This window comes from Leclercia sp. LSNIH1, from assembly GCF_002902985.1.
GTDB lineage: Bacteria > Pseudomonadota > Gammaproteobacteria > Enterobacterales > Enterobacteriaceae > Enterobacter.
In genome coordinates this window covers 880,953-902,512 of record NZ_CP026167.1, presented here as the reverse complement: position 1 = coordinate 902,512, position 21,560 = coordinate 880,953, and the positions used below count along the sequence as shown (strand labels likewise).

Annotated in this window: 16 protein-coding genes, 2 tRNA genes and 3 rRNA genes; 13 read left to right on the top strand and 8 right to left on the bottom strand. The window is 53.6% G+C overall.

Features of this window, described 5'->3' with window-relative positions:
• The first annotated feature begins 1 nt into the window (after position 1).
• Positions 2 to 994, top strand: a complete 993-nt coding sequence (rbsR, locus tag C2U54_RS04635; RefSeq protein ID WP_103177593.1) for a ribose operon transcriptional repressor RbsR — start codon at positions 2 to 4, stop codon at positions 992 to 994.
• Here rbsR and mdtD read toward each other — a convergent pair.
• Positions 960 to 2,387: a multidrug transporter subunit MdtD gene (gene mdtD / locus C2U54_RS04630; RefSeq protein WP_103177592.1), complete on the bottom strand. Its 1,428-nt coding sequence runs from the start codon at positions 2,385 to 2,387 to the stop codon at positions 960 to 962. The genes rbsR and mdtD overlap by 35 nt on opposite strands.
• Positions 2,388 to 2,407: 20 nt before the next feature.
• The gene (locus C2U54_RS04625; protein ID WP_103177591.1) at positions 2,408 to 3,100 is read right to left on the bottom strand and encodes a FadR/GntR family transcriptional regulator; all 693 of its coding nucleotides are present in this window, start codon (positions 3,098 to 3,100) and stop codon (positions 2,408 to 2,410) included.
• A 478-nt stretch (positions 3,101 to 3,578) separates the two neighbouring features.
• Between C2U54_RS04625 and C2U54_RS04615 the strand changes: the two genes are divergently transcribed.
• The 5 genes from C2U54_RS04615 (at position 3,579) to rrf (ending at position 8,857) form a co-directional block, all read left to right on the top strand.
• Positions 3,579 to 5,118, top strand: a 16S ribosomal RNA gene (locus tag C2U54_RS04615).
• Between the two features lie 70 nt (positions 5,119 to 5,188).
• Positions 5,189 to 5,265 (top strand) — tRNA-Ile (locus tag C2U54_RS04610).
• A 104-nt stretch (positions 5,266 to 5,369) separates the two neighbouring features.
• Positions 5,370 to 5,445: transfer RNA gene (locus C2U54_RS04605), tRNA-Ala, on the top strand.
• A gap of 195 nt (positions 5,446 to 5,640) precedes the next feature.
• A 23S ribosomal RNA gene (locus tag C2U54_RS04600) occupies positions 5,641 to 8,546 on the top strand.
• A gap of 195 nt (positions 8,547 to 8,741) precedes the next feature.
• A 5S ribosomal RNA gene (gene rrf / locus C2U54_RS04595) occupies positions 8,742 to 8,857 on the top strand.
• The 16S, 23S and 5S rRNA genes sit together here with 2 tRNA genes alongside, the layout of an rRNA operon.
• A gap of 88 nt (positions 8,858 to 8,945) precedes the next feature.
• Here the strand turns inward: rrf and mobB are convergent.
• Together mobB and mobA are read right to left on the bottom strand one after the other, a co-directional pair.
• The gene (mobB, locus tag C2U54_RS04590) at positions 8,946 to 9,452 is read right to left on the bottom strand and encodes a molybdopterin-guanine dinucleotide biosynthesis protein MobB (RefSeq protein ID WP_103177589.1); all 507 of its coding nucleotides are present in this window, start codon (positions 9,450 to 9,452) and stop codon (positions 8,946 to 8,948) included.
• The gene (mobA, locus tag C2U54_RS04585) at positions 9,449 to 10,033 is read right to left on the bottom strand and encodes a molybdenum cofactor guanylyltransferase MobA (RefSeq protein ID WP_103177588.1); all 585 of its coding nucleotides are present in this window, start codon (positions 10,031 to 10,033) and stop codon (positions 9,449 to 9,451) included. The genes mobB and mobA overlap by 4 nt, the downstream gene beginning before the upstream one ends.
• A gap of 68 nt (positions 10,034 to 10,101) precedes the next feature.
• Here mobA and C2U54_RS04580 point away from each other — a divergent pair, with 68 nt between their 5' ends.
• The 3 genes from C2U54_RS04580 to dsbA all read left to right on the top strand — a co-directional run bounded on the left by C2U54_RS04580 (position 10,102) and on the right by dsbA (position 12,084).
• On the top strand, positions 10,102 to 10,371 hold the full coding sequence (locus C2U54_RS04580; RefSeq protein WP_039032193.1) for a YihD family protein: 270 nt from the start codon (positions 10,102 to 10,104) through the stop codon (positions 10,369 to 10,371).
• Between the two features lie 75 nt (positions 10,372 to 10,446).
• Positions 10,447 to 11,433: a serine/threonine protein kinase gene (locus tag C2U54_RS04575; RefSeq protein ID WP_103177587.1), complete on the top strand. Its 987-nt coding sequence runs from the start codon at positions 10,447 to 10,449 to the stop codon at positions 11,431 to 11,433.
• 27 nt (positions 11,434 to 11,460) lie between these two features.
• Entirely contained in the window at positions 11,461 to 12,084 is a 624-nt protein-coding gene (gene dsbA, locus C2U54_RS04570) for a thiol:disulfide interchange protein DsbA (protein ID WP_103177586.1), read from the top strand.
• A 15-nt stretch (positions 12,085 to 12,099) separates the two neighbouring features.
• Here the strand turns inward: dsbA and C2U54_RS04565 are convergent, their stop codons facing one another.
• Complete coding sequence (locus C2U54_RS04565) at positions 12,100 to 13,008, bottom strand: acyltransferase (protein WP_103177585.1); 909 nt, start codon at positions 13,006 to 13,008, stop codon at positions 12,100 to 12,102.
• A 436-nt stretch (positions 13,009 to 13,444) separates the two neighbouring features.
• Here C2U54_RS04565 and polA point away from each other — a divergent pair, with 436 nt between their 5' ends.
• Both polA and C2U54_RS28055 read left to right on the top strand, forming a co-directional pair.
• Positions 13,445 to 16,237, top strand: a complete 2,793-nt coding sequence (gene polA / locus C2U54_RS04560; RefSeq protein WP_103177584.1) for a DNA polymerase I — start codon at positions 13,445 to 13,447, stop codon at positions 16,235 to 16,237.
• A 165-nt stretch (positions 16,238 to 16,402) separates the two neighbouring features.
• Positions 16,403 to 16,450: a spot 42 RNA, inhibition of DNA synthesis gene (locus tag C2U54_RS28055; RefSeq protein WP_071892919.1), complete on the top strand. Its 48-nt coding sequence runs from the start codon at positions 16,403 to 16,405 to the stop codon at positions 16,448 to 16,450.
• Between the two features lie 99 nt (positions 16,451 to 16,549).
• Here the strand turns inward: C2U54_RS28055 and yihA are convergent, their stop codons facing one another.
• Positions 16,550 to 17,176, bottom strand: a complete 627-nt coding sequence (yihA, locus tag C2U54_RS04555; protein WP_103177583.1) for a ribosome biogenesis GTP-binding protein YihA/YsxC — start codon at positions 17,174 to 17,176, stop codon at positions 16,550 to 16,552.
• 581 nt (positions 17,177 to 17,757) lie between these two features.
• On the opposite strand from yihA, the gene yihI reads away from it, so the two are divergent.
• Positions 17,758 to 18,270: a Der GTPase-activating protein YihI gene (yihI, locus tag C2U54_RS04550; RefSeq protein WP_103177582.1), complete on the top strand. Its 513-nt coding sequence runs from the start codon at positions 17,758 to 17,760 to the stop codon at positions 18,268 to 18,270.
• A gap of 188 nt (positions 18,271 to 18,458) precedes the next feature.
• On the top strand, positions 18,459 to 19,832 hold the full coding sequence (hemN, locus tag C2U54_RS04540; protein WP_103177580.1) for an oxygen-independent coproporphyrinogen III oxidase: 1,374 nt from the start codon (positions 18,459 to 18,461) through the stop codon (positions 19,830 to 19,832).
• Between the two features lie 74 nt (positions 19,833 to 19,906).
• Here the strand turns inward: hemN and C2U54_RS27150 are convergent, their stop codons facing one another.
• On the bottom strand, positions 19,907 to 20,029 hold the full coding sequence (locus C2U54_RS27150; protein ID WP_139156310.1) for a YshB family small membrane protein: 123 nt from the start codon (positions 20,027 to 20,029) through the stop codon (positions 19,907 to 19,909).
• 111 nt (positions 20,030 to 20,140) lie between these two features.
• A complete protein-coding gene (gene glnG, locus C2U54_RS04535) occupies positions 20,141 to 21,553 on the bottom strand; it encodes a nitrogen regulation protein NR(I) (RefSeq protein ID WP_103177579.1) in 1,413 nt (470 codons plus the stop codon).
• Between the last annotated feature and the right edge of the window lie 7 nt (positions 21,554 to 21,560).

The following is a 21,560-nucleotide window of genomic DNA, read 5'->3' as shown; positions in this document are numbered from 1 at the left end:
CTTGGCCACAATGAAAGATGTCGCCCGCATGGCGGGCGTCTCTACTTCGACGGTCTCCCACGTCATCAATAACGATCGCTTCGTCAGCGACGCGATTCGGGAGAAGGTCGAGGCTGCCGTTAAATCCCTCAATTATGCGCCTTCCGCCCTGGCGCGCAGTCTGAAACTCAACCAGACGCGTACCATTGGCATGCTCATTACGGCCAGTACCAACCCCTTTTATTCTGAACTGGTGCGCGGCGTTGAGCGCAGCTGTTTTGAGCGTGGCTACAGCCTGGTGTTATGCAATACCGAAGGCGACGAACAGCGGATGAACCGCAATCTGGAGACGCTGATGCAAAAGCGCGTCGACGGATTGCTATTGCTGTGCACCGAAACGCACCAACCCTCCCCCGAGATTATGCAGCGCTACCCCTCCGTTCCCACGGTGATGATGGACTGGGCGCCGTTCGACGGTACCAGCGATCTCATCCAGGATAACTCGTTGCTGGGCGGGGACATGGCGACACAGCATCTGATTGATAAAGGCCACACCCGCATCGCCTGTATTACCGGTCCGCTGGATAAAACCCCCGCCCGCCTGCGGCTGGAAGGGTTCCTGGTGGCGATGGCGCGTGCCGGTTTGCCGGTGCCTGAGGGCTATCAAATCACCGGTGACTTTGAATTTAGCGGCGGGTTTGAGGCGATGCAGGCTCTACTGGCCCAGAAGGAGCGCCCGCAGGCGGTCTTTATTGGTAATGATGCGATGGCGGTAGGGGCTTACAAGGCGCTTTATCAGGCGGGACTGCGTATCCCGGACGATATCGCCGTGGTGGGGTATGACGATATCGAACTGGCGCAGTATATGACGCCGCCGCTCACCACCATCCATCAGCCAAAAGATGAACTGGGCGAGCTGGCGGTTGATGTCCTGATCCACCGTATCGCCCAGCCCGCTCTGCAACAACAGCGGCTGCAGCTTACTCCTGTTCTGATGGAACGGGGGTCTGTTTAGGTTTGTGCCGATCTTTAATAAGATTACGACCATCCTTCGGTTTTAGCAGCATAAAGACCAGCGCCGAGATCACCGTCAGCACGCCCATGGTGATAAAGGTGAAGTGAAACTGTTCGACAGTATTTGTGTTGTCGAACCCTTCATAAAAACGCAGTACTGCCGCACTTACCGCCACCCCCAGACTGATCGACAGCTGTTGTGTCACCGCCAGCACGCTGTTACCGCCGCTGGCATTCTCGTCGTTGAGATCGGCAAGGGTAATGGTGTTCATCGACGTGAACTGGATGGACATCGCCATCCCCAGCACAAACAGCGGCAGGATCAGCAGCCATACCGGCAACGCCGCCGACTGCAGTGAGAACTGTGCAATCATCACACCGATAAATATTGTCACGCCAACCAGCGTCCTGCGGTAGCCCAGCCGGCGCAGCAATTGCGTCACGCCGGATTTGGCGAGGATCGAGCCCACCGCCGTAGGCGCCATCATGCAGCCCGCAATCAGTGCCGGGTAACCAAACCCGACCTGTAGCATCAGCGGCATAAGGAAAGGAACACAACCGGTACCCAACCGTGAGGCAATGTTGCCGGCAATACCCACCGAGAAAGTTCGAGTATTAAACAGCGACAGCGAAATAAGCGGCGTCGGATGACGGCGCGCGTGACGGATATAAAGAAGGAAGAGAACGATGCCGCTGAAAATGATGGAGATAGCCAGCCAGGTCGCCACCACTTTCTCACCGAACAGCTCCATACCGCTTGAAAACAGCACCAGGCTCAGGCCAAACAGGAAAAACCCGCCCATATCAAATTTACGCCGTGGGGTGGTGAAGTTCGGCATAAATTTGCGGGCATAGAAAAGCCCGGCGATCCCAATCGGAATATTAATGAGGAATATCCAGTGCCAGCTGGCCCAGGTGACCAGCACGCCACCCAGTACCGGTCCGAGGATCGGCCCGACCAGGCCCGGCATGGTGACAAAGTTAAGCACCGGCAACAGCTCGCTGCGCGGGTAGGCCCGTAACAGGGCCAGGCGCGCAACCGGCATCATCATCGCGCCGCCTATCCCCTGGATTACCCGGAAGACAACCAGCTCTCCCAGAGAACTGGAGAGTGCGCAAGCCAGCGAGCCCAGCGTAAACAACGTTACCGCCAGCATAAAGACACGGCGGGTGCCGAAGCGATCGGCCAGCCAGCCGCTCACCGGGATCAGCATCGCAACGGTCAGGGTATAACTGATGATGGCCGACTGCATGGCCAGCGGAGAACGGTTCAGGCTTTGGGCTATTGCGGGAAGGGCAGTATTAAGGATGGTCGCATCCAGGGCCTGCATAAAGAAGGCCATTGCCGCTATCCACGGCAGGCCCGCCATACTGCGTGCTTTTTTTACTGTCATTCGAGTTCCTGTTGTTATGGCTACCGTGCTGGTGGGGCAAGCAGCGCCTGGCTGGCTGCCATGGCGCGTGGCCCGTCACTGTCCTGAATGGCATCGACAATAGCCTGATGTAAATCCAGCTTAACCACTTCATCCTGGGTAATAGAGGTAAAGTAGGTGTGATAGACAGAGTGAAAGAGCGAGGCAAAAGAGGTCAGGAACGGATTACCGCTCATCTCATAGATATGCTCGTGCCAGGCCATATCCACATCTATCCAGCGTTCCCGGTTAAAGTTTTTCTTCAGATGAACTATCTCATCCATCAGGGTGTTTAGTCGGGCCTTTTGCTCTGCCGTTCCGATCGTTGCGGCCAGCAGGCAGGCCTGCGGCTCCAGGCTACTGCGCATAACAAGGAAGTGATCAATAACCTGCTGGAAGTTATCTTCCGTCATCCACCAGGAGAGCAGCTCCTGATCGAGGAAGTTCCAGTTGCCCTGAGGCATCACGCGCGTACCGATGCGCGGACGGGGCAGCACCATTCCTTTCGCGGTTAACGTTTTCACAGCTTCACGAACGGCCGTTCGGCTCACGCCAAACTGTTCCCCCAGTTCCAGTTCGCCCGGCAGGATGCTGCCAGGCATGTAAACACCTGCCAGGATCCGCTGTGCCAGTTTTTCTGCCAGCACATAGGAAAGGTTTTTTTGTGCCGCCAGCTGTTGCGCGCTTAAAGGCATAAAGCATATTCCTTAAATCTTGATGCCAGTAAGTATGCCACCTGCAGGCGGGTTGTGGTGACGAAAACAGCAATTAGCACCGTTTCTGGCTAAAAGATGAGGCTTTTGGCGAAAAAAAACACGGTTGGTAGTTTTTTTTAATTTTACGCTTGTCAGCGCCGAAGAACTCCCTATAATGCGCCTCCACTGACACGGAACAACGGCACGCAAGCCGCCGGGTCAGCGGGGTTCAGCGATGAATGCCCGGCAGAGAAAAGGGAAAATAATCGCTTGACTCTGAATGAGGAAAACGTAATATACGGGACCTCGCAACGGTGAGCGAAAGCCGCGTTGCACTGCTCTTTAACAATTTATCAGACAATCTGTGTGGGCACTCAAAGTGACATGGATTCTTAACGTCCTCGGACGAAAAATGAATACCAAGTCTCTGAGTGAACACGTAATTCATTACGAAGTTTAATTCACGAGCATCAAACTTAAATTGAAGAGTTTGATCATGGCTCAGATTGAACGCTGGCGGCAGGCCTAACACATGCAAGTCGAACGGTAGCACAGAGAGCTTGCTCTCGGGTGACGAGTGGCGGACGGGTGAGTAATGTCTGGGAAACTGCCTGATGGAGGGGGATAACTACTGGAAACGGTAGCTAATACCGCATAATGTCGCAAGACCAAAGAGGGGGACCTTCGGGCCTCTTGCCATCGGATGTGCCCAGATGGGATTAGCTAGTAGGTGGGGTAATGGCTCACCTAGGCGACGATCCCTAGCTGGTCTGAGAGGATGACCAGCCACACTGGAACTGAGACACGGTCCAGACTCCTACGGGAGGCAGCAGTGGGGAATATTGCACAATGGGCGCAAGCCTGATGCAGCCATGCCGCGTGTATGAAGAAGGCCTTCGGGTTGTAAAGTACTTTCAGCGAGGAGGAAGGCATTGTGGTTAATAACCACAGTGATTGACGTTACTCGCAGAAGAAGCACCGGCTAACTCCGTGCCAGCAGCCGCGGTAATACGGAGGGTGCAAGCGTTAATCGGAATTACTGGGCGTAAAGCGCACGCAGGCGGTCTGTTAAGTCAGATGTGAAATCCCCGGGCTCAACCTGGGAACTGCATTTGAAACTGGCAGGCTTGAGTCTTGTAGAGGGGGGTAGAATTCCAGGTGTAGCGGTGAAATGCGTAGAGATCTGGAGGAATACCGGTGGCGAAGGCGGCCCCCTGGACAAAGACTGACGCTCAGGTGCGAAAGCGTGGGGAGCAAACAGGATTAGATACCCTGGTAGTCCACGCCGTAAACGATGTCGACTTGGAGGTTGTGCCCTTGAGGCGTGGCTTCCGGAGCTAACGCGTTAAGTCGACCGCCTGGGGAGTACGGCCGCAAGGTTAAAACTCAAATGAATTGACGGGGGCCCGCACAAGCGGTGGAGCATGTGGTTTAATTCGATGCAACGCGAAGAACCTTACCTACTCTTGACATCCAGAGAACTTGCCAGAGATGGCTTGGTGCCTTCGGGAACTCTGAGACAGGTGCTGCATGGCTGTCGTCAGCTCGTGTTGTGAAATGTTGGGTTAAGTCCCGCAACGAGCGCAACCCTTATCCTTTGTTGCCAGCGGTCCGGCCGGGAACTCAAAGGAGACTGCCAGTGATAAACTGGAGGAAGGTGGGGATGACGTCAAGTCATCATGGCCCTTACGAGTAGGGCTACACACGTGCTACAATGGCGCATACAAAGAGAAGCGACCTCGCGAGAGCAAGCGGACCTCATAAAGTGCGTCGTAGTCCGGATTGGAGTCTGCAACTCGACTCCATGAAGTCGGAATCGCTAGTAATCGTAGATCAGAATGCTACGGTGAATACGTTCCCGGGCCTTGTACACACCGCCCGTCACACCATGGGAGTGGGTTGCAAAAGAAGTAGGTAGCTTAACCTTCGGGAGGGCGCTTACCACTTTGTGATTCATGACTGGGGTGAAGTCGTAACAAGGTAACCGTAGGGGAACCTGCGGTTGGATCACCTCCTTACCTTAAAGAACCTGCCTTTGTAGTGTCCACACAGATTGTCTGATGAAAATTAGCAGTAAAAAATCTCTGCAGGCTTGTAGCTCAGGTGGTTAGAGCGCACCCCTGATAAGGGTGAGGTCGGTGGTTCAAGTCCACTCAGGCCTACCAAATTTTTACTGATGCTGCGTTGCGGCGACACTCACATACTTCAGTATGCTTCGTGTCACCACGCCTTGCCTCAGAAAAAATTGGCGGTACAGAGATACCACGATGGGGCTATAGCTCAGCTGGGAGAGCGCCTGCCTTGCACGCAGGAGGTCTGCGGTTCGATCCCGCATAGCTCCACCATCTTTACTGCGAAAACCTGAAAACTTCAGAGTGTACCTGCGAAGGTGCGCTGCGAAGTTTTGCTCTTTAAAAATCTGGATCAAGCTGAAAATTGAAACGACACACTGTGTCTGTTCTCCGTAATAAGAACAGATAAAGGTGTGTTCGAGTCTCTCAAATTTTCACAACACGAAGTGAAACAGCTTCGGGTTGTGAGGTTAAGCGACTAAGCGTACACGGTGGATGCCCTGGCAGTCAGAGGCGATGAAGGACGTGCTAATCTGCGAAAAGCGCCGGCGAGGTGATATGAACCCTTGACCCGGCGATGTCCGAATGGGGAAACCCAGTGCAATTCGTTGCACTATCGTTAGCTGAATACATAGGCTAACGAGGCGAACCGGGGGAACTGAAACATCTAAGTACCCCGAGGAAAAGAAATCAACCGAGATTCCCCCAGTAGCGGCGAGCGAACGGGGAGCAGCCCGGAGTCTGAATCAGCTTGTGTGTTAGTGGAAGCGTCTGGAAAGTCGCAGGGTACAGGGTGATACTCCCGTACACGAAAGCACACTTGCTGTGAACTCGAAGAGTAGGGCGGGACACGTGGTATCCTGTCTGAATATGGGGGGACCATCCTCCAAGGCTAAATACTCCTGACTGACCGATAGTGAACCAGTACCGTGAGGGAAAGGCGAAAAGAACCCCGGCGAGGGGAGTGAAAAAGAACCTGAAACCGTGTACGTACAAGCAGTGGGAGCATCCTTCGGGGTGTGACTGCGTACCTTTTGTATAATGGGTCAGCGACTTATATTCTGTAGCAAGGTTAACCGTATAGGGGAGCCGAAGGGAAACCGAGTCTTAACTGGGCGTTAAGTTGCAGGGTATAGACCCGAAACCCGGTGATCTAGCCATGGGCAGGTTGAAGGTTGGGTAACACTAACTGGAGGACCGAACCGACTAATGTTGAAAAATTAGCGGATGACCTGTGGCTGGGGGTGAAAGGCCAATCAAACCGGGAGATAGCTGGTTCTCCCCGAAAGCTATTTAGGTAGCGCCTCGTGAACTCATCCTCGGGGGTAGAGCACTGTTTCGGCTAGGGGGCCATCCCGGCTTACCAACCCGATGCAAACTGCGAATACCGGGGAATGTTATCACGGGAGACACACGGCGGGTGCTAACGTCCGTCGTGAAGAGGGAAACAACCCAGACCGCCAGCTAAGGTCCCAAAGTCATGGTTAAGTGGGAAACGATGTGGGAAGGCACAGACAGCCAGGATGTTGGCTTAGAAGCAGCCATCATTTAAAGAAAGCGTAATAGCTCACTGGTCGAGTCGGCCTGCGCGGAAGATGTAACGGGGCTAAACCATGCACCGAAGCTGCGGCAGCGACACTATGTGTTGTTGGGTAGGGGAGCGTTCTGTAAGCCTGCGAAGGTGTGCTGTGAGGCATGCTGGAGGTATCAGAAGTGCGAATGCTGACATAAGTAACGATAAAGCGGGTGAAAAGCCCGCTCGCCGGAAGACCAAGGGTTCCTGTCCAACGTTAATCGGGGCAGGGTGAGTCGACCCCTAAGGCGAGGCCGAAAGGCGTAGTCGATGGGAAACAGGTTAATATTCCTGTACTCGGTGTTACTGCGAAGGGGGGACGGAGAAGGCTATGTTGGCCGGGCGACGGTTGTCCCGGTTTAAGCATGTAGGCGGAGGTTCCAGGTAAATCCGGTACCTTTTTAACGCTGAGGTGTGATGACGAGGCACTACGGTGCTGAAGCAACAAATGCCCTGCTTCCAGGAAAAGCCTCTAAGCATCAGGTAACACCAAATCGTACCCCAAACCGACACAGGTGGTCAGGTAGAGAATACCAAGGCGCTTGAGAGAACTCGGGTGAAGGAACTAGGCAAAATGGTGCCGTAACTTCGGGAGAAGGCACGCTGATATGTAGGTGAAGCCCCTGCGGGTGGAGCTGAAATCAGTCGAAGATACCAGCTGGCTGCAACTGTTTATTAAAAACACAGCACTGTGCAAACACGAAAGTGGACGTATACGGTGTGACGCCTGCCCGGTGCCGGAAGGTTAATTGATGGGGTCAGCGGCAACGCGAAGCTCTTGATCGAAGCCCCGGTAAACGGCGGCCGTAACTATAACGGTCCTAAGGTAGCGAAATTCCTTGTCGGGTAAGTTCCGACCTGCACGAATGGCGTAATGATGGCCAGGCTGTCTCCACCCGAGACTCAGTGAAATTGAAATCGCTGTGAAGATGCAGTGTACCCGCGGCAAGACGGAAAGACCCCGTGAACCTTTACTATAGCTTGACACTGAACACTGGTCCTTGATGTGTAGGATAGGTGGGAGGCTTTGAAGCGTGGACGCCAGTCTGCGTGGAGCCGTCCTTGAAATACCACCCTTTAATGGCTGGTGTTCTAACGTAGACCCGTAATCCGGGTTGCGGACAGTGTCTGGTGGGTAGTTTGACTGGGGCGGTCTCCTCCTAAAGAGTAACGGAGGAGCACGAAGGTCAGCTAATCCTGGTCGGACATCAGGAGGTTAGTGCAATGGCATAAGCTGGCTTGACTGCGAGAGTGACGGCTCGAGCAGGTGCGAAAGCAGGTCATAGTGATCCGGTGGTTCTGTATGGAAGGGCCATCGCTCAACGGATAAAAGGTACTCCGGGGATAACAGGCTGATACCGCCCAAGAGTTCATATCGACGGCGGTGTTTGGCACCTCGATGTCGGCTCATCACATCCTGGGGCTGAAGTAGGTCCCAAGGGTATGGCTGTTCGCCATTTAAAGTGGTACGCGAGCTGGGTTTAGAACGTCGTGAGACAGTTCGGTCCCTATCTGCCGTGGGCGCTGGAGAATTGAGGGGGGCTGCTCCTAGTACGAGAGGACCGGAGTGGACGCATCACTGGTGTTCGGGTTGTCATGCCAATGGCACTGCCCGGTAGCTAAATGCGGAAGAGATAAGTGCTGAAAGCATCTAAGCACGAAACTTGCCCCGAGATGAGTTCTCCCTGACCCTTTGAGGGTCCTGAAGGAACGTTGAAGACGACGACGTTGATAGGCCGGGTGTGTAAGCGCAGCGATGCGTTGAGCTAACCGGTACTAATGAACCGTGAGGCTTAACCTTACAACGCCGAAGCTGTTTCGGTGGATTTGAGAGATTTTCAGCATTGATTCAGAGTTAAGTACACAATAGTTTGCGCAGCAGCAAGGCGGCAAGCGAAGGAAAGGAAGGAGCATACTGAAGTATGTGACTGACTTTACGAGCGCGGCCAACGCGGCTGATGCGATAAAGTATTGCGTACAGAGCACCAAGAATTTGCCTGGCGGCTGTAGCGCGGTGGTCCCACCTGACCCCATGCCGAACTCAGAAGTGAAACGCCGTAGCGCCGATGGTAGTGTGGGGTCTCCCCATGCGAGAGTAGGGAACTGCCAGGCATCAATTAAAGCCGAAAGCCCATCCTCACGGATGGGCTTTTTGCGTTGGGCGTTAAAAAAGCCGGGTGGCGGCTTCGCCTTACCCGGCCTACTTTGACCTCATCCATTGTTGAATGAACCCGACGATCTCCTCCGCATTATTGATATCCAGGACCGGTACCTGAAGCGACAGTGAAATATCACTGGCCACCGCGATAACATGCTCATCAAGCGTTAACTCATTAACCTCATGTCCGGTATCGCTGCGAAACAGCAGGATCTTTGCCACCGGTTCATGCTTAAAACCCTCTACCAGGACCAGATCCAGCGTCGAATGATCCATCCGGCTGATAAGGTAAGGCAGATCAAGGTCGTTTGCGTCCGGTGTCTCGGTCATTAAGGCCCAACGTTTACTGCTGGCAACAATGGTTTGTGCCGCGCCAGCTCTGCGCAGTTCATAGCTGTCCTTACCAGGAATATCGACATCCATATTGTGATGAGTGTGTTTGATAAGCCCGGGGCGTACACCTCTGGCGCAGAGCGCCGGGATAATGGCTTTTAACAGGGTGGTTTTCCCCGTACCGCTCCAGGCGGCGATCGCTAAAACAGGTATCATTTGTGCCTCTGCATAGTGTCTATCTGTTCGAGAGTATTGATGTTAATAAACGCCTGTTTCATATCGCTAAAATCGACAGAATGTCCGCCAGCTTGTCGCATAAAGACCATCACCCGACGCTCTCCCGCCGCCAGGTAGTTCTTTAATTCCGGCATCAGCTGACGGTGCATTAGCGCAATGGTTGGATGATCGCGTTCGCCGTCATGCGCCCAGACAACCGCTGACGTTTCCCTGTGTTTAACAAAGCGCTCAGCCAGACAATAGGGGATAAACGGTGTATCGCAGGGGCAAAACAGAAACCACTCGGCATCGCACTGCTGCATAACAGAAAGCATCCCCGCCAGCGGCCCCGGGTAATCAGCCAGCGAGTCGGGATAGACGGGGTGTCCACTTTCCCGATAAACGGCGAGGTTTTTGTTAGCACTGATGGCTAGCGTACTAACTTGTTTACTCAGCGTGTGTGCCACGTGCTGCCATAACGGTGTGCCGTTCAACGTCTGCAGGCCCTTATCGACTCCCCCCATGCGGGATGCCTTGCCGCCGGCTAACACCACACCCGTGATCGTGCTTATCTGGCTCAACAATATCGCCTCTTTTATTGTGGGATTGACCCTGCTAACGTGTCACTCTCAATGAAAGGAGTATTACCATGAAATGTAAACGTCTGAATGAAGTTATTGAACTTCTCCAGCCAGCCTGGCAAAAAGAGCCAGAGCTTAACCTCGTGCAATTCTTACAGAAACTGGCGCAGGAGTCAGGTTATGAAGGCGAACTGGCCGACCTTTCCGATGACATCCTGATCTATCACCTGAAAATGCGCGATTCTGGTAAAGATGCTGTCATTCCCGGTATTCAGAAAGATTACGAAGAGGATTTCAAAACAGCCCTGCTGCGCGCACGTGGCGTAATTAAAGAGTAAAAGCTTGTAAGAGGCGCCACCGTAATCGCCGTTAAATGATATCCTCAATCATTCGTATAATTTCCGGATAATCGGATGAACGACCAGGCCTTTACTTTCCAGACCTTACACCCGGATACCATTATGGATGCTCTGTTTGAGCAGGGCATCCGGGTGGACTCAGGTCTGACCCCATTAAACAGCTATGAAAACCGCGTCTACCAGTTTCAGGATGAGGATCGTCAGCGCTTCGTCGTGAAATTTTATCGCCCGCAGCGCTGGTCAGTCGATCAGATCCAGGAAGAGCATCAGTTCGCCCTCGACCTGGTAGCCGATGACGTTCCCGTTGCCGCACCTCTTCAGTTCAATGGTCAGACGCTACTGTCGCACCAGGGTTTTTATTTTGCCGTTTTCCCAAGCCTCGGTGGCCGGCAATTTGAAGCCGATAATATCGATCAGATGGAATGGGTTGCCCGTTATTTAGGGCGCATACATCAGACGGGTAAGAAAAGCGCCTTTACTTCGCGTCCCACAATCGGCATTGCGGAATATCTGCTCGAACCGCGTCAGGTATTTGAAACCTCCACGCTCATCCCCTCAGGGCTGAAAGCTGAATTTCTGGCCGCAACGGATAATTTAATTAACGCCGTCACAGCGCGCTGGGATAACAACGTCAAAACGCTGCGCCTGCACGGTGATTGCCATGCCGGAAATATCCTCTGGCGTGACGGACCATTATTTGTCGACCTCGATGATGCGAGAATGGGACCGGCGATTCAGGATCTCTGGATGCTGCTGAATGGCGATAAGGCTGAGCAGCGGATGCAGCTTGAGACGATTATCGAAGCCTATGAGGAGTTCACCCCTTTTAATTCAGACGAAATTGCATTAATCGAACCTTTACGCGCCATGCGTTTTGTTTATTATCTTGCATGGTTAATCAGGCGTTGGGACGACCCCGCGTTTCCCAGAAACTTCCCGTGGCTTACCGGAGAAGATTACTGGCGTAACCAGATATCCACATTTATTGAACAGGTAAAGGTTCTGCAGGAACCCCCTTTGCAATTAACGCCAATGTATTAATCGAACACATCCAGGAGAGAGTTGATCATGAAAAAAATATGGCTGGCGCTGGCAGGTATGATTCTGGCATTTAGCGCTTCGGCTGCACAGTTCACCGATGGTAAACAGTATATTACCCTCGACAAACCTGTAGCTGGAGAACCTCAGGTACTGGAGTTCTTCTCATTCTATTGCCCGCACTGCTATGAGTTCGAGCAGGTTCTGCATGTTTCCGAGAACGTGAAGAAGAAGCTGCCTGAAGGCACCAAAATGACCAAGTATCACGTTGAGTTCCTTGGCCCGCTGGGCAAAGACTTAACGCAGGCGTGGGCAGTCGCTATGGCCCTGGGCGTGGAAGACAAAATCACTGCACCGATGTTTGAAGCCGTGCAGAAAACCCAGTCTGTACAGACCACTGCTGATATCCGTAAGGTATTCGTTGATGCAGGCGTTAAGGGTGAAGAATACGATGCAGCCTGGAACAGCTTTGTCGTGAAATCTCTCGTGGCACAGCAGGAAAAAGCGGCCGCCGATCTGCAACTGCGTGGTGTTCCAGCCATGTATGTTAACGGTAAGTACCAGCTGAATATGCAGGGGATGGATACCAGCAGCATGGACATCTTCGTGCAGCAGTATGCCGACACCGTGAAGTATCTGGTTGAGAAGAAGTAATAAAGAAAACGCCGGTCAATGACCGGCGTTGTTGTATTGGGCTTTAATCCTGTCGATTAGCACGTCTTTTTCCGTCCACAGCGTATTCAGCCAGAGCTGGAAGCGTCGCTTAAAGTTCTTATCGCTGACATAGTCCCCGTGTAATTCCTCCGCCACAGGCACCAGATTAATACGCACCACAATCCGGGTTAACTTGCCGCTGAGCATATCGTAAAACGGCGTCTTGTCGTTCTCCGGATAACAGAGCGTCACGTCCAGTAATTTGTCGAACTGTTGGCCCAGTACGTTAAGCGCCATGGCGATCCCCGCCGCTTTTGGCGGCAGCAGGTTGCTGTACGGTGAGCGGGTTTGCTGCTTTTTCTCTTCGGTAAAGCGAGAGCCTTCCACAAAATTGACGATGGTGGTGGGGTGCGCGCGAAACTTCTCGCAGGAGCGGCGTGTCGTTTCAACATCTTTGCCGCGGCGTTCAGGATGGCGGATCAGATAGCTACGGGAATAGCGCTTCATAAACGGCATATCCAGCGCCCAACAGGCCAGCCCAATAAAGGGTACCCAGGCGAGCTGCTGTTTAAGGAAGTACTTATTCATGGGAATGTGTTTGCGGAACAGTACGCATAACACCACGATATCGGCCCAGCTATGGTGGTTGCAGATAAGCAAATACCAGTTTTTCTTGTTAAGTCCTTCCAGACCCTGAACATCCCATTTCAGATGTGGATTAAGACGCAGAAGCACCGCCAGGCCTTCACACCAGCAGTACATCATAACGTTACAGAATGCAGATACGGCACGCCAGACAACGGGGATCGGTAATAGCAGTTTAATTATTCCGGCGATGATGATCGGCACAGAACAGGCGATGGTGACCAGAATAGTTAATGCGATACTTAAGAAGAGGGTGATCGCAGCCAGGAGTCTAGACATGATGAATGTTTTCAGGTAGTTAGCTATGGATGGCGCCTGATAAACAGGCACCGGGCGCTGATTTTACCAGAAAACGGTTAAAGGATGGCGCTTTAACTTGGCGGGCAAGCTGATTTGTATGCGCTGTGGAGAAAAATCCTGTTATGCCGATCCTGCGTGGCTTATATCCACATGGAGTAAATTGTCATCAACCGAAAATATGAGATCGTGATCAAATCACAAGTTATTGATTAATAAGTTTAATAATTATCTCATCGATCCTCATTAAGCACATTTAATCCAGGTTACAGAAAATATTCACAAACTTATCCACAGTTTTAATTTGCGAGCGATCCTCAGGATCACAAAATCTTTGGCTGTATTGGCCGTGAAAAACTGATGTTTTCATCCTTCTGTGGCATCCTTTATTCATAAATTACTTAAAGGCACGGACATTATGGTTCAGATCCCCGAAAATCCGCTTATTCTCGTCGACGGCTCGTCTTACCTCTATCGGGCATATCACGCATTTCCTCCGCTGACCAACAGCGCAGGAGAGCCTACGGGCGCAATGTATGGTGTGCTGAACATGCTGCGTAGCCTGATCATGCAGTATCAGCCAAGCCATGCCGCCGTGGTCTTCGATGCGAAAGGCAAAACTTTCCGGGATGAGCTGTTCGAGCATTACAAATCTCATCGTCCGCCGATGCCGGACGATCTGCGCGCGCAAATTGAGCCTCTGCATAAGATGGTAAAAGCGATGGGGCTGCCTTTGATGGCCGTCTCGGGCGTTGAAGCGGACGATGTTATCGGTACGCTGGCGCGTGAAGCAGAGAAAATGGGCCGCCCGGTCCTGATCAGCACCGGCGATAAAGACATGGCTCAGCTGGTCACGCCGGGGATCACCCTGATTAACACCATGACCAATACCATTCTTGGGCCGGAAGAGGTCGTCGCTAAGTATGGCGTGCCGCCGGAACTGATCATCGACTTCCTCGCGCTGATGGGTGACTCCTCCGATAACATTCCTGGCGTACCGGGCGTGGGCGAAAAGACGGCCCAGGCGCTGCTGCAAGGTCTGGGCGGGCTGGATACGCTGTATAGCGAGCAGGATAAAATCGCCGGGCTGACCTTCCGCGGTGCCAAAACCATGGCCGCTAAGCTTGAGCAGAACAAAGAGGTGGCCTACCTCTCTTATCAGCTGGCAACCATCAAAACAGACGTCGAGCTGGATCTGACCTGTGAACAGCTTGAAGTGCAGCAACCTGCCGTTGAAGAGCTGCTAGGCCTGTTTAAGCAGTACGAGTTCAAACGCTGGATAACCGATGTCGAAGCGGGGAAATGGCTGCAGGCGAAAGGGGCTAAACCAGTAGCTAAGCCAAAAGAGACCCTGGTGATCGATGCAGAAGAGGAGCCGGAAGAAGAAGCCAGCGTGCTCTCTTCTGAGCATTACGAAACCATTCTGGATGAAGCGCAGCTGCAACGCTGGATTGAAAAGTTACACCAGGCACCGGTATTCGCTTTCGATACCGAAACCGACAGCCTCGATAATGTCTCCGCCAATATGGTGGGGCTGTCATTTGCCACAGAGCCGGGCGTTGCCGCCTATGTGCCGGTTGCCCACGACTATCTGGACGCGCCAGAGCAGCTTACCCGTGAGCGCGTGCTCGAACTCCTTAAGCCGATCCTTGAAGATGAAAAAGCGCTGAAGGTAGGGCAAAACCTGAAGTTCGATCGCGGTATCCTGCAAAACTACGGTATCGAACTGCGCGGCATTGCGTTCGATACCATGCTGGAGTCCTATATCCTCGACAGCGTCGCCGGTCGTCACGATATGGATTCGCTCTCCGACCGCTGGCTGAAGCATAAAACCGTCACCTTTGAGCAGATCGCCGGTAAGGGCAAGAATCAGCTGACCTTTAACCAGATCGCCCTGGAAGAGGCGGGGCACTATGCGGCAGAAGACGCTGACGTCACGCTGCAACTGCATTTAAAGATGTGGCCGAAGCTGCAAAAACACGCCGGGCCACTGAACGTGTTCCAGAATATCGAGATGCCGCTGGTGCCGGTTCTGTCCCGCATCGAGCGCAATGGCGTGAAAATCGATCCGGCTGTGTTGCACAAGCACTCAGAAGAGATCGCCCTGCGTCTGCACGAGCTGGAACAAAAAGCGCATGAGATCGCCGGCGAGCCGTTTAATCTCTCGTCCACTAAACAGCTGCAGACCATCCTGTTTGAAAAGCAGGGTATCAAGCCGCTGAAGAAAACGCCGGGCGGGGCGCCGTCCACCTCTGAAGAGGTGCTTGAGGAGCTGGCGCTGGACTATCCTCTGCCAAAAGTGATCCTTCAGTATCGTGGGCTGGCAAAGCTAAAATCGACCTACACCGATAAGCTGCCGTTGATGATCAACCCAAAAACGGGCCGTGTACACACCTCTTACCATCAGGCGGTAGCGGCTACCGGGCGACTCTCCTCAACCGATCCTAACCTGCAAAACATTCCGGTGCGTAATGAAGAAGGGCGCCGTATCCGTCAGGCGTTTATTGCGCCAGAGGATTACGTCATCGTCTCTGCTGACTATTCACAGATTGAGCTGCGCATCATGGCGCACCTCTCCCGGGATAAAGGGCTGTTGACCGCCTTTGCTGAAGGGCAGGATATTCACCGGGCCACGGCAGCCGAAGTGTTTGGTATGCCACTGGAGAGCGTCACCGGGGAACAGCGCCGCAGCGCGAAGGCGATCAACTTTGGCCTTATCTACGGCATGAGCGCCTTTGGCCTCTCCCGCCAGCTCAATATTCCGCGCAAAGAGTCGCAGAAGTATATGGATCTCTATTTCGAGCGCTACCCGGGCGTGCTGCAATATATGGAGAACACGCGCGCCCAGGCAAAAGAAAAAGGCTATGTCGAAACCCTGGAAGGGCGTCGCCTCTATCTGCCGGACATCAAATCCAGTAATGCGGCCCGCCGTGCCGGTGCCGAACGTGCGGCAATCAACGCCCCGATGCAGGGGACGGCGGCAGATATCATCAAACGTGCAATGATCGCCGTTGACGCCTGGCTGGAGAAAGAGCAGCCGCGGGTGCGGATGATCATGCAGGTACACGATGAACTGGTGTTTGAGGTGCATAAAGACGATCTGGAGCCGGTCTCGAAAAAGATCCATGAACTGATGGAGAACAGCGTCAAACTGGATGTGCCGTTGCTGGTAGAAGTCGGCCAGGGAGAAAACTGGGATCAGGCTCACTAACGCTTTCTGGGATATGAACACTTTCTGTAAGTAAGCAACATATCCATGAACGTTTTGTGACGATCATTAGAATTCCCTATGTAAAGAATGAAAAAAAACTACAAAAAGTGCTTTGTCTGTAGTTCAAAAAAGGGTAGAGTTATCCACGTAGGGTACAGAGGTAAGATGTTCTATCTTTCAGACCTTTTACTTCACGTAATCGGATTTGGCTGAATATTTTAGCCGCCCCAGTCAGTAATGACTGGGGCGTTTTTTATTGCGTCAAAGATAAGGTCAGCGCAAAAAAAAGCGCGGACATCGCCGCGCTCATCTTTACTCATCCGCTTCTGACGCGGGTTCCAGCTCGCTGTACCAGATATCCAGTTTCTCACGCAGTTTGTCCACGCCTTGCTTCTTCAGCGAAGAAAACGCCTCTACCTGGATGTCGCCGTTAAACGCCAGCACGGCTTCACGCACCATATTCACCTGCGCTTTACGCGCGCCGCTGGCCAGCTTGTCGGCTTTAGTGAGCAGTACCAGCACCTGGATCCCGCTCTCTACGGCCCAGTGGATCATCTGCTGATCGAGATCTTTAAGCGGATGACGAATATCCATCAGGACGACCAGGCCCTTCAGACACAGACGTTTTTCAAGATATTCCCCCAGCGCGCGCTGCCACTTGAGTTTCATCTCTTCCGGAACTTCTGCATAGCCGTAGCCTGGTAAATCCACCAGGCGCTTGCCCGGTGCGACTTCAAACAGGTTAATCAGCTGGGTGCGGCCAGGCGTTTTAGAGGTACGCGCCAGGCTTTTCTGATTGGTCAGGGTATTCAGAGCGCTGGATTTCCCCGCGTTGGACCGGCCAGCAAATGCCACTTCAAGACCCGTATCGGCGGGTAAATGGCGAATATCAGGCGCACTGAGGAGAAAATGCGTCTGGTGATAATTCAGGTTGGTCACGTGGTTGTCTCCAGAAATTCGTAACGTTGGGGGGATTATACCTGAACAGAGAGAAAAGGCTTTTCCCATCGGCAACCCGGCTGTAAGTAAAAACCCTGAGCTTTGTGAGAGGTCTGCCATTTTTACTATGGGATATTTAAGAAAAATCGCAGCGCATTAAAAAATCAAAACGATTAAAATCAACCTATTAACTTTTAGTCTTAGTCTGAAATACTCGGTAAAAGTGCGTTTGTGGCTTGTGCGTTTAGCCGGAAACGGTAAAGTAGCGTTCAACGGCGAGGATGCCGACAGGAGCCAGACTTAAGGATTAGGGTCAGGAGCGCCAGGAGGCGAAGACACAGGAAAGTCAGGAAGACGTACGCCTTGGAGGCGTTACAAAGGGAAATGGAACCTATCACGGACGGTACCTGCTAATGGATAGACAGGGTGAGTCGTAAGCAAACAGGGATTGTCAGACCCGTAATGGGTTGTGAGTCAGGAAAAAAGGCGACAGATTGCTCTGTCGCCTTTTTTCTTTGCTTGCTTTCTGCTAGATTTCGCCGCAATTCTATACTCAAGAAAACGACTTTAAGACAAAACACATGAAAAAACCGACCTCCGCTGCAGGCGCTAAACGTCCTGCTAAAGCACGCCGCAAAACGCGCGAAGAACTGAATCAGGAAGCGCGCGATCGCAAACGCGAGAAAAAACATCGTGGTCATGCTGCGGGTAGCCGCGCGAGTGGCGGTACTTCGGGCGCGTCTGCGAATAACAAGCAGCAGAAAGACCCGCGTATCGGCAGTAAAAAACCGGTTCCATTAGGCGTGACCGATGCCCCGGTCACCAGGCAGCACAAACCGAAGAGCGAGAAACCTATGCTTTCACCGCAGGCTGAGCTGGATTTGCTGGAGAATGATGAGCGCCTGGACGCGCTGCTGGAACGTCTTGAAGAGGGCGAAACCCTGAATGCCGAAGAGCAGTCATGGGTAGATGCCAAACTGGATCGCATCGATGAACTGATGCAGAAGCTTGGCCTCTCTTACGACGATGAAGACGAAGAGGAAGAAGAAGAGAAACAGGAAGACATGATGCGCCTGTTGAAAGGTGGAAACTAACATTTGCACCCGGCAGGTTCTATTGTCCTGCTAATAACCCTTCCGGTTATATGTTATCTGGTGTGGTTATTCGTTAAACTACGGCGGTTGTCGCGGCGACAGAAGTGGCTGCGCACCCGATTCATGGCCCGCACAGGGGGCAGAACGGGCCGCCGTATACGAACGCGACACCAACGGAAGGAGTGAGCATGTCTGTAGCAACCATCGACTGGGATCTGGCCCTGATCCAGAAATATAACTATTCCGGGCCGCGTTATACCTCGTATCCCACTGCGCTGGAGTTTTCCGACGCGTTCGGTCAAACCCAGTTTCAGCAGGCGGTAGCGCGTTATCCTGACCGCCCGCTCTCTCTGTATGTTCATATCCCGTTCTGCCACAAGCTCTGCTATTTCTGTGGCTGCAACAAAATTGTGACCCGCCAGCAGCACAAGGCGGATCACTATCTGGATGCGCTTGAGCAGGAGATCCTGCACCGCGCGCCGCAGTTCGCCGGTCGTCACGTCAGCCAGCTCCACTGGGGCGGCGGTACGCCGACCTACCTGAATAAAGCGCAGATCAGCCGTCTGATGACCCTGCTGCGGAATAACTTCCGCTTCAATGGCGATGCTGAAATCTCTATCGAAGTAGACCCGCGGGAAATCGAGCTGGATGTGCTCGATCATCTGCGTGCCGAAGGGTTTAACCGGCTGAGTATGGGCGTGCAGGACTTTAATAAAGAGGTCCAGCGGCTGGTTAACCGTGAGCAGGATGAAGAGTTCATCTTCGCTCTGTTAAATCATGCCCGGGAGATTGGCTTCACCTCCACCAATATCGATCTGATTTATGGCCTGCCGAAGCAGACGCCAGAAAGTTTCGCCTACACGTTGAAGCGCGTGGCGGAACTCAACCCGGACCGCCTGAGCGTCTTCAACTATGCGCATCTGCCGACGCTGTTTGCTGCCCAACGCAAAATCAAAGATGCCGATCTGCCATCCGCGCAGCAAAAACTGGATATCCTGCAGGAAACCATCACATCGTTAACCCAGACCGGCTACCAGTTCATCGGCATGGATCACTTTGCCCGACCGGATGACGAGCTGGCGATTGCCCAGCGAGAAGGCGTTCTGCATCGTAACTTCCAGGGTTACACCACCCAGGGCGATACGGACCTGCTGGGGATGGGCGTGTCGGCCATCAGCATGATTGGCGACTGTTATGCGCAAAACCAGAAAGAGCTGAAGCTCTACTATCAGCAGGTGGATGAGACCGGCAACGCACTGTGGCGCGGCATCGCGTTAACCCGCGACGACTGTATTCGCCGGGACGTGATCAAGGCGCTAATCTGTAACTTCCGTCTCGACTTCCGCACGGTGGAAGCGCAGTGGGATCTCGTTTTTAAAGATTACTTTGCGGAAGATATAAAGCTGCTGGCGCCGCTGGCGAAAGATGGGCTGGTGGAGGTGACGGAGAATGCGATTGAAGTTACGCCGAAAGGGCGTTTGTTGATTCGTAATATCTGTATGTGCTTCGATGCCTATCTGCGGCAGAAAGCCCGTATGCAGCAGTTCTCGCGGGTGATTTAAGCCGCATTACCGGGTGGCGGCTTCGCCTTACCCGGCCTACATTTCGCGCTTTCGTAGGCCGGGTAAGCGAAGTGCTAGCTAAACAACCCCACCAGCGCCGCACACAGCACAGCTGCAATGGCCGTTTGTGGTGTATGTCCCGCTGCTGCGCTGGCTTCAAGGCCGCCAGACAACAAATTCACGATCGATTCCAGCATGATGACCCCCCCATTTTCCGGGCAAGATCATACTCAACTCATCAGTACAGTAAAGCGCAAAATAGCATCACTTTGCGCTTAATTAACTCTCTTTACACAGGGGGGAGGCGATCACTCCATCCCCAGTTCTTTTAACTTACGCGTCAGGGTATTGCGCCCCCAGCCGAGCAGGCGTGCCGCCTCCTGCTTGTGGCCCTGGGTATGGCGCAGCGCGGTGGTCAGCAGCGTGCGCTCCATTTCGGGCTGCGCCTCGGAGAGCAGGTCCTGATGACCGGAGCGCAACGCGCGATCGGCCCATTGCGCCAGCAGTGTCGCCCAGCTGTCGGGCAGGCTCTGGCCGGTGCTGCTTTCCGGAACGTGGGTTTCGAAAAGCTCGGGCGGCAGATCCTGAATCAACACCTCCTGGCCGGCAGCCATCACCGTCAGCCAGCGGCAGGTATTTTCCAGCTGACGCACGTTACCCGGCCAGGCCAGACGCGTCAGCGCCGCTTCGGTTTCCGGGTGCAGCAGCTTGGCTTCCACGCCCAGTTCCCGGGCGGCATCCTGCAGGAAATGACGCGCCAGGCGCGGGATATCTTCCCGGCGCTCACGCAGCGGCGGCAGGTGTACGCGAATGACGTTCAGGCGGTGGAACAGGTCTTCACGGAATTTGCCCTCCTGGACGCGCAGCTCCAGGTTCTGGTGGGTGGCGGCGATAATACGCACATCCACTTTGACCGGGGCGTAGCCGCCCACGCGGTAAAACTGGCCGTCCGCCAGCACGCGCAGCAGACGTGTCTGAACGTCGAGAGGCATATCACCGATCTCATCCAGGAACAGCGTCCCGCCGTCGGCCTGCTCAAAGCGACCCTGACGGATGGTGTTAGCGCCGGTAAAGGCCCCTTTTTCATGGCCGAACAGCTCGGACTCAATCAAATCCTTGGGGATCGCCGCCATATTCAGGGCGATAAACGGGGCTTTGACGCGCGGGCTGTGGCGATGCAGGGCATGCGCGACCAGCTCTTTTCCTGTGCCTGACTCGCCGTTAATCAGCACGCTGATGGAGGAGCGTGACAGGCGACCAATGATGCGAAACACATCCTGCATCGCCGGCGCTTCACCAATGATATCGGTGGTAGGCCCGAAAACCGGGGCATTACGCGGCTGCTGCTGTTCCTGATAGTGGCTAATGGCGCGTTCAACCAGCGCCACCGCTTCGTCAATATCGAACGGTTTTGGCAGATAATCGAACGCCCCCTGCTGGTAAGCGCTGACGGCGGCGTCCAGATCGGAGTGGGCGGTCATTATGATGACCGGAAGCATCGGATGACGCTGCTTGATCTGTTTTAACAGCGCGAGCCCATCCATTCCCGGCATACGGATATCGGACAGCAGCACATCCGGGGTTTTGGTGGTGAGTGCATCAAGCACATCGGCACCGCTCTCAAAAGCGGTGCAGCTTAAACCTGCTCCGGTAAGCGCCCGTTCAAGCACCCAGCGGATGGAGCTATCGTCATCAACTACCCAGACTATCCCTCGTTGCATAACCTAA

Bases quoted from the DNA above. Each gene is read 5' to 3' on its own strand.
- mdtD (WP_103177592.1), bottom strand. From the start codon at position 2,387: ATGACAGTAAAAAAAGCACGCAGTATGGCGGGCCTGCCGTGGATAGCG.
- C2U54_RS04625 (WP_103177591.1), bottom strand. From the start codon at position 3,100: ATGCCTTTAAGCGCGCAACAGCTGGCGGCACAAAAAAACCTTTCCTAT.
- mobB (WP_103177589.1), bottom strand. From the start codon at position 9,452: ATGATACCTGTTTTAGCGATCGCCGCCTGGAGCGGTACGGGGAAAACC.
- C2U54_RS04580 (WP_039032193.1), top strand. From the start codon at position 10,102: ATGAAATGTAAACGTCTGAATGAAGTTATTGAACTTCTCCAGCCAGCC.
- C2U54_RS04575 (WP_103177587.1), top strand. From the start codon at position 10,447: ATGAACGACCAGGCCTTTACTTTCCAGACCTTACACCCGGATACCATT.
- dsbA (WP_103177586.1), top strand. From the start codon at position 11,461: ATGAAAAAAATATGGCTGGCGCTGGCAGGTATGATTCTGGCATTTAGC.
- C2U54_RS04565 (WP_103177585.1), bottom strand. From the start codon at position 13,008: ATGTCTAGACTCCTGGCTGCGATCACCCTCTTCTTAAGTATCGCATTA.
- polA (WP_103177584.1), top strand. From the start codon at position 13,445: ATGGTTCAGATCCCCGAAAATCCGCTTATTCTCGTCGACGGCTCGTCT.
- yihI (WP_103177582.1), top strand. From the start codon at position 17,758: ATGAAAAAACCGACCTCCGCTGCAGGCGCTAAACGTCCTGCTAAAGCA.
- hemN (WP_103177580.1), top strand. From the start codon at position 18,459: ATGTCTGTAGCAACCATCGACTGGGATCTGGCCCTGATCCAGAAATAT.
- C2U54_RS27150 (WP_139156310.1), bottom strand. From the start codon at position 20,029: ATGCTGGAATCGATCGTGAATTTGTTGTCTGGCGGCCTTGAAGCCAGC.
- glnG (WP_103177579.1), bottom strand. From the start codon at position 21,553: ATGCAACGAGGGATAGTCTGGGTAGTTGATGACGATAGCTCCATCCGC.